This is a genomic window from Burkholderia sp. MSHR3999, assembly GCF_000833595.1.
Lineage (GTDB): Bacteria > Pseudomonadota > Gammaproteobacteria > Burkholderiales > Burkholderiaceae > Burkholderia > Burkholderia ubonensis.
In genome coordinates, this window is the sequence record NZ_JRFO01000007.1 from 493159 (window position 1) to 507649 (window position 14491).

The 14491-nt window shown below is 59.1% G+C and carries 11 protein-coding genes; 7 read left to right on the top strand and 4 right to left on the bottom strand.

What is annotated here, in order from left to right:
• Window positions 1–69: 69 nt before the first annotated feature.
• The 4 genes from KY49_RS25715 to tssK all read right to left on the bottom strand — a co-directional run bounded on the left by KY49_RS25715 (window position 70) and on the right by tssK (window position 4527).
• Window positions 70–555, bottom strand: a complete 486-nt coding sequence (locus tag KY49_RS25715; RefSeq protein WP_006479553.1) for an Hcp family type VI secretion system effector — start codon at window positions 553–555, stop codon at window positions 70–72.
• A 92-nt stretch (window positions 556–647) separates the two neighbouring features.
• A complete protein-coding gene (locus tag KY49_RS25720) occupies window positions 648–2426 on the bottom strand; it encodes an OmpA family protein (protein WP_442854648.1) in 1779 nt (592 codons plus the stop codon).
• Window positions 2423–3178, bottom strand: coding sequence for a DotU family type IV/VI secretion system protein (locus KY49_RS25725; RefSeq protein ID WP_042587268.1), 756 nt, complete (start codon window positions 3176–3178; stop codon window positions 2423–2425). The genes KY49_RS25720 and KY49_RS25725 overlap by 4 nt, the downstream gene beginning before the upstream one ends.
• Window positions 3175–4527: a type VI secretion system baseplate subunit TssK gene (tssK, locus tag KY49_RS25730; RefSeq protein WP_042587269.1), complete on the bottom strand. Its 1353-nt coding sequence runs from the start codon at window positions 4525–4527 to the stop codon at window positions 3175–3177. The genes KY49_RS25725 and tssK overlap by 4 nt, the downstream gene beginning before the upstream one ends.
• 590 nt (window positions 4528–5117) lie before the next feature.
• On the opposite strand from tssK, the gene tssB reads away from it, so the two are divergent.
• From tssB to KY49_RS25750, 7 genes are all read left to right on the top strand, one after another.
• Window positions 5118–5630: a type VI secretion system contractile sheath small subunit gene (tssB, locus tag KY49_RS25735; protein ID WP_010093655.1), complete on the top strand. Its 513-nt coding sequence runs from the start codon at window positions 5118–5120 to the stop codon at window positions 5628–5630.
• A 73-nt stretch (window positions 5631–5703) separates the two neighbouring features.
• The gene (gene tssC / locus KY49_RS25740; RefSeq protein WP_042587270.1) at window positions 5704–7254 is read left to right on the top strand and encodes a type VI secretion system contractile sheath large subunit; all 1551 of its coding nucleotides are present in this window, start codon (window positions 5704–5706) and stop codon (window positions 7252–7254) included.
• Window positions 7255–7335: 81 nt separating this feature from the next.
• Window positions 7336–9675, top strand: coding sequence for a type VI secretion system Vgr family protein (locus KY49_RS25745; protein ID WP_042587271.1), 2340 nt, complete (start codon window positions 7336–7338; stop codon window positions 9673–9675).
• A gap of 9 nt (window positions 9676–9684) precedes the next feature.
• Entirely contained in the window at window positions 9685–12414 is a 2730-nt protein-coding gene (locus tag KY49_RS36280) for a glycoside hydrolase family 19 protein (protein ID WP_082062444.1), read from the top strand.
• Between the two features lie 12 nt (window positions 12415–12426).
• Window positions 12427–13314 (top strand): tetratricopeptide repeat protein, encoded by an 888-nt coding sequence (locus KY49_RS37690; protein WP_143135948.1) that lies wholly within the window; start codon window positions 12427–12429, stop codon window positions 13312–13314.
• Window positions 13315–13516: 202 nt separating this feature from the next.
• Entirely contained in the window at window positions 13517–14167 is a 651-nt protein-coding gene (locus tag KY49_RS37695) for a hypothetical protein (RefSeq protein WP_143135246.1), read from the top strand.
• A gap of 65 nt (window positions 14168–14232) precedes the next feature.
• Window positions 14233–14490, top strand: coding sequence for a PAAR domain-containing protein (locus tag KY49_RS25750; protein WP_042587272.1), 258 nt, complete (start codon window positions 14233–14235; stop codon window positions 14488–14490).
• Window position 14491: the final 1 nt, after the last annotated feature.

The following is a 14491-nucleotide window of genomic DNA, read 5'->3' on the forward strand; positions in this document are numbered from 1 at the left end:
GCGAATGTGCCGGCCGGCCCGGCGGAAACCGGTTGCGCCGCAGCCGGTTTCCGCCCGTCGGTCAGGACGTCAGGAACGTTCGTTCCACGTGTCCTTGTGGATGATGTTGCCGTCCTTGTACGACCACGTGATGGTTTCGTAGCGCAGCTCGACGTCCTCGAGGTGATTGTGCTTTTCGTAGTCGGGGTTCTTGATGTCGAGCATCTTCGGCTTCACCGCGACGATCTTCACGTTGTCGAGCTTCGTGTTGAAGTACTCCTTCTCCTTGCCCGCGTCGTCGATCTTGTACCACTTGATCTCGACCGACTTCAGCGTCTGGCCGCTCGTCACGGCCTTGTACAGGTACGGCGTCGACGCGTCCGTTTCCTTCGTCAGCGTGATCGGCTTGTGGACGCGCGTGCCGGTCAGCTTGCCGGTATTGCCGTCGGTCGGAATGTGGACGCCGTGGTCGAACGCGACGAGTTCGACGCTGCCTTCACGGTCCTGAACGGTCACCGAACCCTTGATGTCCGCGCCGCCGTCGTCCTTCAGCCACATGTAGGCGGGAATTGCCATTTGTTCTCTCCTTCTTCGTACTGCGAATCGCCGGAACCGGAGCCCGGCGCTGACAAACCCGAGGTGCTCGCCTCGGGAACCAAACTACGCCGTTATCTCGCCGGATTTCCCGATTGCACCTGCGCCGGAGCATCGGGCACGAGCGTGATTTCCACGCGGCGGTTTCTCGCCCGGCCTTCCGGTGTCGCGTTGTCCGCGACAGGCCGGGTATCGCCGTAGCCCTGGATCGCGAACTGGGTCGGCGCAATGCCGGATGCGTCGACGAGCCAGTCCCGCACGGCGGCCGCACGATCGACCGAGAGTTTCAGGTTGCGATCCGGCTTGCCGACAGCGTCGGTATGCCCGGCGACGAGAATCCGCTTTCCCGGATGAGCCTTGATCAGTTCGAGTGCGCCCACCATCGCGCGCGTCGAGTCGGGTTTCAGCGCCGCCTTGCCGCTGTCGAACAGCGACATGCTGTCCAGTGTCACGACGGACGGTGGCGGCGAAGGCGGCTCATAGGATGCGATGGCGTCGTTGAGCGGCGGGAGCAGGTTGCGACCGTGATACATCCCGAACGACAGCCGCAGCGGCACACCGGTACGCGCAAAGCGATCCAGTTGATCGCGATCCGAGACCAGTGCCCGCAGCGCGTCGCGCTTCGCTGCGTCGTGTGTTTGGGGAATTGCGTTATAGCGTGCGAGGTGCTCGCCTATGCGGGTCAACATCGCTTCGTTGTTTTTTGCGGCTCCCCAGGTGGCGACGGCTGTTGCGCACGCGACAATCGCAAACGCGTGTCCGACGGCTGCGATCCGCGGCGAACGCCATGCCCGTTGCGGCGCGGCTTCGATCAACGGCTGCGGAAGTGGCCACGGCCGCGTCGAGCCGGGAAGGCCGCGCGGCGCGACGGCGACGCGCGTCCGGACATCGCGCTCCCACGGCTTGCCGGGGCCGGTTTCCGGCCCGCAATCGATCCAGCCCGCACCGAACAGGCGCCACACCGGCGCCGGCTGCCGCCGGTCGGCGAGCACGTCGAATACGTTTCGCTGCGTCCAGGCGACGATGGCGGCCAGACCGGCGGCGCGCGCGGCCGTCGCGTGGTTGCCGCCTGCATGGACCACTTCCGATTCGGCGGCTTCGATCGCCGCGTCGAAACGCTGCGCGTCGATGATGGGCGACGCGGCCGACGCGCCGTACCACTGCGCCGTCGTACCGCCGGACTGCGTCGGGCTCGTTGCCGGGTCGGCGGTCAGCCGCTGGTAGATCGCGACGTAGCCGGGCAATGCCGTGCCCAGCGCCTTCGATGCATCGGCCGCCGCCTGACGGATGACGCGCAGCCTTTGCGCCAGGACATCGCTGTTCGCATGCATTGCGGGAGCGACCGACAGCACGACGCAATCGGGCGCATGTCCGTCGCGCCACTGCCGGATCGCGACGGCGAGCCGCGACAGGTCCTGAGGTTGATCCACCCGCAACCAGATCGCGCCGTTGCCGACATGCACGTAGCGCGTGACGGTGTCTTCGCGATCGAAGAGCGCATCCAGACCGTCGCCGACGACCAGCGCGACCGGCATTCTGGTTCTGAGGCCCACCGGGAGGTCGACCGTTGCGGCGCCGAGCTGGGTCAGCACGTGTGCATGCTGCTCACGCAAGCGCGCCAGCTTGCGCATGTGCAGCCAACTGGCCAGAAGCGAAGCGGCGACGATGACGACGGTCAATCCCCATGCCGCACCGCGGTCGATGGACAGGACGAGCCAGATGACCGCGAGCGCCAGCATGGCGGCCAACGTGACGACGGTGCGCAGCGGATATCCGAGCCCCGCAAGCGTTTCCCGTGCAGCATGTGACCCGGGGCCTGGCATGGCGGGCCGAGCGTACAGATCGGAACTCACGGCCGTTTCGCCTGCTGTATGAGGTGCGCCAGTTGCGCATCGAGGATCTGGTGCCAGACGAGCCACGTCAGTGTGGCAGTGGCGCACGCGATGCCCGCGAATGCCCAGGGCGATAGCCGCTTCAGCCGGTCGATCAGCCGCGTCGTGGAGCGGTCCGTCAGGAACGGCGGAGGCGGTGCCGGACGCAGTCGATCGATCTGCTCGGCGAGCGCTGCGATCAGGGCCTGGCGTTTCGCTTCGCCATCATGTGATGCCGCCGTCGCGCCCGCCGGAGACGCATAGCGGCCCCGGAATCCGACGCCAAGAATGGCGGCGTAGCATTCGAGCAATCCGACATTGGGTGCGGCCTCGCGCATCCGGTATTCGATCCGCTCGTACACCCGATCGCCCGCATCGTGAATGCCGTACCGCTCCACCTGCAACGGCTTCGGTTCCCACTGCGCGCGGTCGCTTGGGGGCAGGTGCCGCAGTGCGGCCTCGTCGATCAGGCCGCACTGGGCGATTGCGGCATCGTCACGCACGTCCGGAGCGATGCCGAGTGCATCCAGCGCGGTCGAGAATTGCGCGACGAGCTGCACGCAGCGTTGGCGCAATTCGCCGACGTTCTGTGCCTGCCCTTCGCTCGATAAATGCGTAACGAGCAGGGCGGTGTCGCGCAGCAACGCGCGAATCGACGTATCGGTTGCGTGGCCGGAGCCCGGTTCGCGCTCGAGCAGCGCTGCCTGGGCGCGCGTGGAAATGATGGTGTTCATGAGCGCAGCACGGCGTAGAGTTCGATCGATGCATCGGGGATCGACGCGGGCAAATAGATCTGGCAAGCGCGTGCGGCAAGCATTCTCGCCAGTGCCGGCGCCGCCGGATCGAGCGCGAAATAATGATTGTCGAGCCGAACGGGAATGGCGCCCGGTACGCGCTGGACCGCCTTGAGCGGAATGCCCGCGACGGCGGAATTGACGATGTGCTCGACGTCGTCGGGGGCGCCGACCTTGCACAGGCGCGGGAATTGTTCGACGAGTTCGAATGCGGGCAAGACGGCATTGACGGACAGATACCAGTCCGCCGTGCCCTCGGCGAGGCGTTCGTCGAGAACCTGACCGGTCCACGTCGTCGGGCTTGTGTGGGCCAGTCCGATCGAGACGACACGCGACGGAATGATCGCATCGAGCAGGTCGCGGATCAGCATCTCGAGTGTCGCGAACACCTCGTCGGCATTGGCATGGTCATAGGTGGGAATGTCGGCGAGCCGTGTGCTCGTCGAGAACGTGATCAGTGCACCCGCGAGCTGAGACAGAACCTGATAAAGACGGTCGGTCGGCTGGCTCGGATGCGACGCGAGAAAGCGGAGTTGCGGCCACGCGTTGTGGATGCAATGCAGGAGCCAGAAGAGCTGGACGTCCGCGACGCCGTACTCGGCCACTTGTTCGATCCGTTCGCTGCGGCGCGCGCCGAGCGCGGCGCTCTTGGCACTCAGGATGTCGGCGAGGCGATGGATCCGTTCGACGTGAAGCGCGTGTGCGGACAGCGTGAGGCAAGGCGGCACGAAGCGGCGATCGACGTGGAACTGTCCATTCGTCGCGCGTGTCAGCCGCGCAATCGCGCACACCGTATCGTCGTCATGCGGCTCGAAATCGAACAGCAGACGCACTGCGTGGCGTTCCGCGGCGATTTCGGATTCGCCGCCGCCGTTGAGATCGATCACCTTGACGAACTCGCGATACGCACGCTTCGGCCGGGCCAGCGTGGTCTCGTCGAAGCGGCAGTTGCCGCCGTTCGCGTCGGGCAGCGCCAGTGCTGCGAGCACGACGACGCTCTGCGCGTCGGAAGATATTCCCTGAGTCAGATCCCGTGCAGGAGGCAACGTGTCGGTGACGGTCGTGTCGATCGGGGTGCCGTCCGGCAGGCGCAACTGGAGCCGCGTCAGCTTCAGGCGTCCTGACGATAGTGCGTCTTCGTCGATATCGACGCCAAGCGTTCCCCATGGAGACGAAACGATGGAATTCGCGAGCTGGCGCAATGCGAACGCAGCCCAGCGGTCCTGCTGCTGAAAATGCTGTTGCGTCAGGATCAGCCCTTCATGCCAGAGCGGTTTTTCGATCCGCATGGTGTGGTCTATCGGAATTTAGGAATTATGGTCCGGCGATTCTATAGTCTCGATATGGGTTTCGTATACCTAATTTTGTTGAAATCCATGTTTTTCTGAGGGTGATCTATTTTGAGATATTGCGAGTGACGATGGTTGGAGTCTGTTTGAGTAATATTTATTGAGATATTGTCGCGATAAATTTTGAGAATTGAGTGCTGTTTTGGGGCAGGCTTTAAGTGAAATTTTCTTTGAAAATCATTGTGTTGTTTGCGATGTTTACTTGTGTGTCGGTCGGGTTGGGAGGCGGGGTTGGCTGGTTTGCGAGTGATTTTTGAGAGAATTGCTTGAGTATGTGGTTGAGGCTTTGACGTGTCTTAATTGTTGAATGAATGTGAATTGATGGTTTGGTGTTTACTGCATGTAATGTGTCGTGGTAATTTCCTGCTCCGTGAATCGGATGCAGTGCTACGGGGTATCCGAGTCAGTCCTTCGCAATGAGCACCGTGGGGCCGAGGGCATCGGCGTCGCGAGCGACTGGGCATCTGCTGGCCACGTACCATGGACGTGCATTGCGGAATCTTCAAGCATCCTGAGATAAGGAGAACGAATTGGATAGCTTTCAGCGAGAGATCCCGAAGAGCCGGGTTTCGATCACGTTGGACCTGCACACCGGCGGCGCGCAGAAGAAGGTCGAGCTGCCCCTGAAGCTGCTCGTCGCGGGCGACTTCAGCGCCGGACGCGAGCAGGCGCCGCTTGCCGAGCGGAAGAAGGTCAACATCGACAAGAACAACTTCGACGCGGTGCTTGCCGACTATGCGCCGGACCTGAAGATCGCCGCGGACAACACGCTGGCGGGCGATGGGTCGGAATTGGCGGCCAACCTGTCGTTCCGCTCGATCAAGGACTTTGAGCCTGAGCAGGTCGCACGCCAGATTCCGGAGCTTCAGGCACTGCTGGCGATGCGCAACCTGCTGCGCGACCTGAAATCGAACCTGCTCGACAACGGCACGTTCCGCCGCGAGTTCGAGAAGGTGCTGAAGGACAAGCGCCTGTCCGACAAGCTGCGCGGCGAACTGTCGCAGATCGCCACCGCCGCGACGCAGCCGGAAGGGCATGCGTGAGCGGAGCCGGGCCAAGCTTGCCTTTACCGCATTCCGAAAACAGGTTGCGATTCGATCGCAGACAGGACACGAGATGAAATCCACTGAAACGCAGCAGACCGGCGCGACCGAGACCGTCGTGCTCGACGCCCCGCACGGCGACATCGACAGCGTGTACGCATCGCTGTGCAGCAAGATCAACCTGAAGCCCGTCAGCGAGGCGCGTCCGCTCGAGGCATTCCGCGACAACGACATGCTGTCCGAGGCGTCCGCCGACGAGCGGATCGCGCGCGGCATGGGCGCGTTCCTCGAGCTCGTGGCCGGTGCGAGCCAGCCGGTCGACCGGCTCGACAAGTCGCTGCTCGACTTCCATATCGGCCAGATCGACCGGCAGATCAGCCGCCAGCTCGACGCCGTGATGCATACGCCGGAGTTCCAGGCGCTCGAAGCGCGCTGGCGCGGCCTGAAGATGCTGGTGAGCCGCACCGATTTCCGCAAGAACGCCAGGATCGAGGTGCTGGATGTGTCGAAGGACGCGCTGCAGCGCGACTTCGAGGACACGCCCGAACTGATCCAAAGCGGCCTGTATCGCTTGACGTACATCGAGGAATACGACACGCCGGGCGGTCAGCCGATCAGCGCGATGATCAGCGACTTCGAATTCAACAACTCGCCGATGGACGTTGCGCTGCTGCGCAATATCTCGAAGGTCGCCGCTGCCGCGCACATGCCGTTCATCGGCTCGGTCGGCCCGGCGTTCTTCGGCAAGCAGTCGATGGAAGAAGTCGCGGCGATCCAGGACATCGGCAACTACTTCGATCGCGCCGAGTACATCAAGTGGAAGAGCTTCCGCGATACCGACGATGCGCGTTACGTCGGCCTGACGATGCCGCGCGTGCTCGGCCGTCTGCCGTACGGCAAGGATACGGCGCCGGTGCGGGCATTCAACTACGAGGAAGCCGTCAAGGGCCCTGATCACGACAAGTACTTGTGGATGAATGCGTCGTTCGCGTTTGCGGCGAACATGGTGCGCAGCTTCGTGAGCAACGGCTGGTGCGTGCAGATTCGCGGGCCGCAGGCGGGCGGCAAGGTCGAGGATCTGCCGGTTCACCTGTACGACCTCGGCACCGGCTATCAGCCGAAGATCCCGACCGAGGTGCTGATTCCGGAAACGCGCGAGTTCGAGTTCGCGAATCTGGGGTTCATTCCGCTGTCGTTCTACAAGAACCACGACTTCGCGTGCTTCTTCTCGGCGAACTCGACGCAGAAGCCTGCGCTGTACGAGACCAAGGAGGCGACCGCGAACAGCCGCATCAACGCGCGCCTGCCGTACATCTTCCTGCTGTCGCGTATCGCGCACTACCTGAAGCTGATCCAGCGGGAGAACATCGGCACGACCAAGGACCGTCGTCTGCTCGAGCTCGAGCTGAACAACTGGATCAAGGGGCTCGTGACCGAGATGAAGGACCCGGGCGACGAACTGCAGGCGTCGCATCCGCTGCGCGAGGCGAAGGTGACGGTCGAGGACATCGAGGACAACCCGGGCTTCTTCCGCATCAAGCTGTTCATCGTGCCGCACTTCCAGGTCGAAGGGATGGACATCGGGCTGTCGCTCGTTTCGCAGATGCCGAAGGCGAAGAGCTGATCTGACGTTTCCCGCATGAACCGCCGGGGCGATGATGGTCGCCCCGGCGGTGCATTGCGATCGCGCACCCGAGAGGATTCCATGTCGATGATCTTGCCCTCGCAGGCTTATGAATTGAAGCTGGCGCCGCACCCGGCGCCGTTCTCGATCCTGAAATTCACTGGGCTCGACCAGGTCAGCCAGTTGTACAGGTACGAGATTGAATTCACAAGCCCGGCGGCTGGCATTCCGATGGATCAGGTGCTTGGGCGGCCGGCCAAGTTCATCGTCGATCCGATCGATCCGAACATGGACTATCTGACAAAGATGTTCGGGGAGAACGCGGCGCAGTTCAGCAAGAAACCGCCAGCGTATACGGTCCACGGGATCATCACGAAGTTCGACGAGTTCGAAACGTCGGCTGACGAGACACGCTATCGGGTGGTGCTGGAGCCGACGCTCGCGGACCTCGATCGCGGCGTGACCAGCCGGCTGTTCCAGAAACAGTCGGTCGACGAGATCGTTACCGATACGCTGCGGCATTACGGCTACCGCGCGGGCGTCGATTTCGTGTTCCAGTTACGTGGCCAGTACAAGCGGCGCGAGTACGTGACGCAGTATCACGAGACGACGTTTGCCTTCATCCAGCGCATCTGCGCGGAAGAGGGAATCTGGTTCCGCTGGGAGCAGAAGAAGGATCGCGCGGTGGTCGTGTTCGGCGATGATCTGGATGCGTATGCGCGCAAGCAGCGCACCGTTCCGTATCGCCGCGACTCGGGGCTTGAGAGTGCTGGGGCAGATGCGATTAAGACACTCGGGCGGGAAACGCGGCGTGTGCCGGAGTCGGTGCGGCTGCATGACTATAACCACCGGCTGGCAGGTGTTTCGCTGCTGGTCGAGGAAAACGCTGCCCGCGAAGACAAGACGACCAACGCTGTCGATTACCGATGGGGGGAGCATTACGAGACGCCGGAGGAAGGCAAGCGCGTTGCTCGTCTCAGGCACGAGGCATATCTGGCCAGCCAGATTACTTTCAAAGGCACCGGCAATCCGTTCTGGCTCGAAGCCGGCGAGGTGATGCGGGTCGATCCGAAGCCGGCCGACGCGAAGCATGGGATATTCGTGACGTCGGTCGAGTCGCACGGCGGTCGCAACGAGTCGTATTGGGTGTCGTTCGAGGGGATTCCGTCTGATCGGGTGTGGCGGACTCACATTGCGTCGATCCAGCGCCCCTCCATCGACGGTATTCTGCCGGCCCGCATCACGTCCCCTGGGGATTACAAGTACGCGTACCTGACGGAGCAGGGCTGGTACGTGATTGTCCTGCCGTTCGATCTCGATCGATGGAGCCCCGGCGGCACCAGCCGGCCGGTGCGGTTCGCCAAGCCGTATAGCGGCGACAACTATGGGCATCATTTCCCGCTGATCGACGGCGCCGAGGTGGCAATCGTTCACACGGGGGGAGACCCGAACCGGCCCGTGATTATCGGGACCATGCACGACAGTCTGCATCCCGACCTTGTCAACAACCTCAATCACACTCGAAATCTCATCCGCACAGCGGGGCAGAACGAGATGCGGATGGAGGACAAAGAGGGTGTCGAGCACATTCACCTGACGAGTCCGCTTCAGACCAGTGAGCTCAACCTCGGTCACATGGTTGACCGCGATCGCAAGGAACGTGGGCACGGCGCGGAATTGCGCACCGACGGGCCGGTTGCTGTTCGGGGAGCAAAGGGGGTGTTGGTCACAGCTGAAGGACAGCCAGGCGCCTCGGGCCAGCAACTCGCCATGCAGGATGCCGACATGACGCTCGAGCAGGCCGAACAGATCCTGCGTGCGCTCAACGACTCGGCGAACGCTGCGAACGCGCTGCAGGCTGACATCGATCAACAGCGCGCGCTGATCCAGCAAAAGCTCAAGCGGCTCCAGAAGCCCGTTATCGTCGCGACAGCCCCCGATGGCGTCGGGATCGCCAGTGGACAGCAGATGCAGTTCGCCGCCCGCAGACAGATGTTCATCACCGCTGGAGACGGACTCGACATCGGCATCATGAAGCGCATCGCGGTCGCGGCTGGCGAGATGATTTCATTTTTTGCGGCGCGGCTTGGGATCCGGATTTTCGCCGCGAAGGGTAAGGTTCAGGTCCAGGCGCAATCCGACATGATGGAACTGATGTCAATGCAGAACATGACGGTCAGTTCTTCGGATGGCGAAGTAATTATCACGGGCCGCAAAGGCGTCACGATTGGCGACGGGGCCGGCGCCTACATCAAGCTCTCGGGCGGCAAGATCATTCTCGGCAGTCCCGCCGGAGAAATCGAATTCAAGGGCAATCTGAAAGTCGACGATCCGGACGGCGGCAACTTCAAATTCCCGACATGGTCCAAGGCGCCGCTCTACGACGTGAAGGGCGCCGCCACCTTCGGATTCTCTGAATAGAGTTCAACCATGACAAGCCAACCTTCTTCGCCGCAAGCGCCTGCGCCGGCCCCGGCCAAGCTGAAGCCACTGCCTTTCGCGTTCCCGTTCCTTCGAAAGGGGCGGGGCCAATCCGAGGCCTCCGCACAGTTCACTGACGAGCGCGAGATTTACCGGCTGCTGGCCAAACGCGAACCTTCGGGCTCATATCTCGTCAGCCGCAAGGGAATGTGGCACGGCGGAATCCATGTCACGGAAGCCGGCGCGGGGCAGTCGCTGGATCTCGAAGCTGGACTGCGCTGCATCGCCGACGGCGTGGTGATTGCGTGTCGCGCCAACAAGACATACCCGATTAGCGAGATCGCTGCGACCGATGGCGGATCACCGGTTCAGGCGCCATATAGCACGGGCTTCGCGCTGGTGCGACACACGATGGAGTTTCCGCGAGGCACGAAGCTGACCTTCTACAGCCTATACATGCACCTGATGTCCTGGGAGGACTACGCGAACTTCCCGCAGCGGAAGAAGCCGTCGTACTGGTCTCGGGAATGGCGGGTAACGCAGCATGCGCAGGATAAGCCCTCGCCGGGTCGCAACGGGCAGATTCCCGATCCGTCGCAGCAGGGGCTGCGGGTCCGCAAGGCTCCCAATGGTGCGCCCATCGGCATCCTGCCGCAGGGCGCGAGCATCCGAATCGGCAAGAGGAAAAAAGTACGCGGACGGGAATGGGGCGAGGTTACGGACCTGCTCGGCGCTTCGATGTACCCGCCTGTAACCGGCGGATACGTAGATCCATCCCCTGACGTCGGCCGCTGGGTTTATCTGGGGCAAGAAAACGGCGGGCCGATGGTCGAGGAGGTCTTCCCGGACTCGATGTTCGACAGGGTAATCGTCACGACGGACCAGACGCTCTCCCCGAGCGACTCGCAAGGAGATGGAGGCGGTATCCCGATCAAGTCCGGCGACCTGATCGGCCACCTCGGCCGCTACGACTCGCTGGACCAACGCACGTCCGGAACCCGGATGGCGCACATCGAGGTGTTTTGCGACGACGGCATCGAGTCGTTTATCGAGCAGGGGCGCGAATGGGTCGGTCAACACGGTCCGCACAAGGAGGACTGGGCGGCACTGGGCTTGCCATCCGAGCCGACGATGCTGCGGGTCGCACCGGGCACGGTGCTGTATCAACGCACCCAGAATAATGAGTTCGTTCCGGGCACTGACCCACTGTCGAGAAAGACGGACGCCGTTCAGGTGTATTCGCTCGCCGAACTGGCGCGTGACCCGAATCGGCGGATTCCCGAGCCGCATCCGAATCCAGATCCGGGTTGCCCGGTGAACTGGTGGCACGTCGACGGCGTGATTGCACAGGGTCAACCGATCGACGGCTGGGTGTGCGATTTCAACTTCGCTGGGGGGCGGGTGACGCGAGAATTCGCGCAGAAGTGGATCGACTTCGAGTGCCTGGCGGATGACCATGATCCGGCCCATACGATCTTTGCGACAACCCCGAAGTGGGTTGATTACGCGAGAGGCGCAGATGTTGCCGATCTCGCTTCGCGTTCGAATCTCAGCCCATTGATGCTCAAGGTGTATGACGCCCTGTTCACGACAGGTGATGGCACGCAGGCGGCTGTTGAATTATGCACGTTGTCGCAGACTGAGCGAGGAGGCTATCCCTGGCTCATGCAGGCTGCCTCGCGCCTGATTGTGAAGCACGAAAGCGAGTGGGCGAATCCGGCGAAATGGAATCAGTTGATCGTCGAACTGGAAACGAAAACGGAGCCAAACCCGCAGCATGAGGAAGAGCAGAAGCGGATTGAGAAGCTGGCGTGGTGGGATGAGGTGAAGGCTGGTGTGCCGGGTTTCCCGGGACCGGAGGTTTTTCATGTTCATCCTATTGGATTGGTTGGAAATTTTTTGATATCGAGTGGGTGTTCATGCAAAGATCAAACGATTACAGCGCATAACCTGAAACGCATCGCAATTCACACGAGCAATGAGGCGATCGAAAGATACATCGAAGCGCTAAATCAAGCTTTTGTTGACTATCATTTTGATACATGTGTTGCTAGAGCACATTTTTTGGCTCAAATACTTCACGAGAGCGGAGGGTTTAGCGCAACGCTAGAGTCAAATGGAAAGGGTGTGAAATCATATGATCCTTGGCGCGGCCGGGGTCTTATACAAATCACATTTGAAGAAAACTACAATTCCTATAAAAAATATTCTGGTGAGGATGTAACTTCAAACAAGGCGGCTATGGAAAAGCTTGAGAAATCCCCTCATGCGCTTCTGTCAGCTGCATGGTATTACGCCGTCAGATTTCCATTGATCAAGGCGAGTGATGACGATGATTTTATTTGGATAACGCGAGTCATTAATGGTGCATACACTGGATATGATGATCGTCTGTCTTATTTTAATAGGGCGGTAGATGTATTGGATATCAAGGGTTGTTTGAAGCTTAACGTGGATGGGGTATATCGTTTTGAGGATAGCAAGGCATACAATGAAAAACGAGCTTCCTGTGCATGGGGTATGTGGAATGATCCTGGTCTAACCAAGAGTGGTATAGGAAAAAAATCTGCAGCAGAAGCACTCAAAGGTTATGGTCGATATCTTGAGCTGGATGATGCGGCAGGAAAGCCGGTTGATAAAAATGGAAACCCTAAGGATCAGGGCTGGTATGGTCTTCCTGCCAAGAAGCCAGTCAGACCGTTTGTGGAAAAAAGGTGGAAGGTCCTGAGTGAATCTTAAATATAAGACATCATGAGATTTTTATATATTGCAGTGGCAGGGTCTATCACCGTATTGGCTGGATTTTGCGTTTCTGCCATTGCTGGTGATGGTAAATCAACAATAACTGGATATTTTGAGGGTGGTGCTGTGCTGGGGGAGTTCGCATACAAGAACAGCGCAGATGGCATGGGGCTGGTGATCAGCTATTACTCCCCTTCTTTAAATAAAACGCTGACTTACAAAGTCGCCAAATATGACGAATGTAGTGTGATGTCAATGTATCGAATGCGGAACACGCGTCAGGTAGTGATTGATGGAAGTTGTGCTAGTCAAGGTGGTCAAATATATAAATACGTTTATGAGTGGAGTGGTGCAACAAAAAACTGGTGTCTTGTTAGGGAGATCACCGGAGAAAGGGCGGATATTTATTTGGGGACGGTTGTATCATCGGAGCATGTTTTTCGTGTAAAAAACTGTGTCATCCCGGGGGCTGATGAACCTTACTCGTACGAATCTGACACTGAAGTGGCGCGGGGCATTGCCGTAGAGATCAAGAAATTCAGGGATTCTATGAGTTCGAAGGAAATTCTGAAGAGATATCTTGACTCGATTCCATCTTATAGCATTTACGAAATGGCGGGTTATGTAAATTCTGATAACGTGCGAGATGTAAACGATCTTGCATTTTATTTGTCGGAAAATGGTCGATCGTATGATGCTCTTCCTCTTCTTGAAAGAATTGTCCGGGAATTTCCTGGGAGGATGGTTGCAAAGCTCAATCTTGCTGATGCGTATTGGGATAGTGACTTTAAAGAACAAGGTGCATTGTTTTATAGGCAATATTACAATGAGATGGTGTCGAGTAAGCTCGGAAAAAAGGTCCCGGATCGGGTTCTTGGTCGCATGAAGAAATATTGATCGCAAGTCATCAGTTTAAAAAAATCAAATGAATAATGGTCTCATGACTGGGGTGATGATTAAGGGGTGGGTTTTTGTGGCAATCATCTCTATAAGTGGCTCCGTGTGTGCGAAGAGTGCATGTGCCGGTCTTCAAGGAAGGCAGAGCTATCCGCCATTGAGTATGGAGGGCGGAGCGGTCTGCTTCGTTCGGGAATCTATATTGGATGATAAGAGCGGGGCGCCGACCGGTCTTGATGGAATTTCTTTGTATTATGCCGCGAATGGAAGTGTTCCTGTGAAGGCGGAAGGTCGAGGACTGCTTTATGATGATACGCCCGGTAGTATTGTTGATGCCTTTCCATTGGTGGTCGGTCGCGATCATCGGGAAAAAGTATTTGTAATCCATAATTTTGAAGTGAGATCCTCACTTGAGGAACCAAATTCATCTGGTAAATTCTACTCAGTTTCTGTTTTCGAGGTGATCGGGAATATCTTGCGTCAGGATGAGCGTTCTACAGACTGGTTTGGAGTTGGCTACGGGTGGCTATCCGATGGGCAGAAGATAGTTTGGAAATTTCCTTACCAATCCAGAAAAGATGTTCGGCAAGCGATAGATTCCCATTTTGCTTTGTTGATGGATGGTGGTGGCAGTATTCCTGTCAAGGTGAAGGTCAAAACTTACCTGTTTGACGAGCCTAATATTAGAGGTGGGGCGAGTAAGTACTTGGTTGAAGGGGATCGGGCGGTGGTTGAGGAGGTTACGGCCGGATGGTGCAAAATTAATTATTCCGGTGGCGCAAAGGCGATAAATATGTGGTTGGTGTGTAGTGCGCTTGATGTTGAGGAGAAGGTGAGGGGGGGATTGGTGTAATTTTGTGAGATATTAATGGTGTCATGAATTACATATTTTCTGATATTCGCGAGGTAAAACGCTAAATGAAAAATCTCGTATACGAAGGCGACGCAACGAGCCACGGCGGCAAGATCCTGACCGGCTCGGATCGCATCAAGGTAAAGGGTCGTCGGGCCGCCCGCGTCGGCGACAAGGTCTCGTGCCCGATCCACGGCGACAACGAGATCGTCGAAGGCAGCGACAGGATGAAGGATGACACCACGCCGCTCTCTTGCGACGGCGATCACACGCGGTGTGGGGCGGTCCTCATTGCCTCGTCCAGCGGAGCACAGGTTCGGTAAG

What these genes read in the sequence shown, in the direction of transcription:
- KY49_RS25715 (WP_006479553.1), bottom strand. Translation starts at nt 555, where the DNA reads ATGGCAATTCCCGCCTACATGTGGCTGAAGGACGACGGCGGCGCGGAC.
- KY49_RS25725 (WP_042587268.1), bottom strand. Translation starts at nt 3,178, where the DNA reads ATGAACACCATCATTTCCACGCGCGCCCAGGCAGCGCTGCTCGAGCGC.
- tssK (WP_042587269.1), bottom strand. Translation starts at nt 4,527, where the DNA reads ATGCGGATCGAAAAACCGCTCTGGCATGAAGGGCTGATCCTGACGCAA.
- tssC (WP_042587270.1), top strand. Translation starts at nt 5,704, where the DNA reads ATGAAATCCACTGAAACGCAGCAGACCGGCGCGACCGAGACCGTCGTG.
- KY49_RS25745 (WP_042587271.1), top strand. Translation starts at nt 7,336, where the DNA reads ATGTCGATGATCTTGCCCTCGCAGGCTTATGAATTGAAGCTGGCGCCG.
- KY49_RS36280 (WP_082062444.1), top strand. Translation starts at nt 9,685, where the DNA reads ATGACAAGCCAACCTTCTTCGCCGCAAGCGCCTGCGCCGGCCCCGGCC.
- KY49_RS37690 (WP_143135948.1), top strand. Translation starts at nt 12,427, where the DNA reads ATGAGATTTTTATATATTGCAGTGGCAGGGTCTATCACCGTATTGGCT.
- KY49_RS25750 (WP_042587272.1), top strand. Translation starts at nt 14,233, where the DNA reads ATGAAAAATCTCGTATACGAAGGCGACGCAACGAGCCACGGCGGCAAG.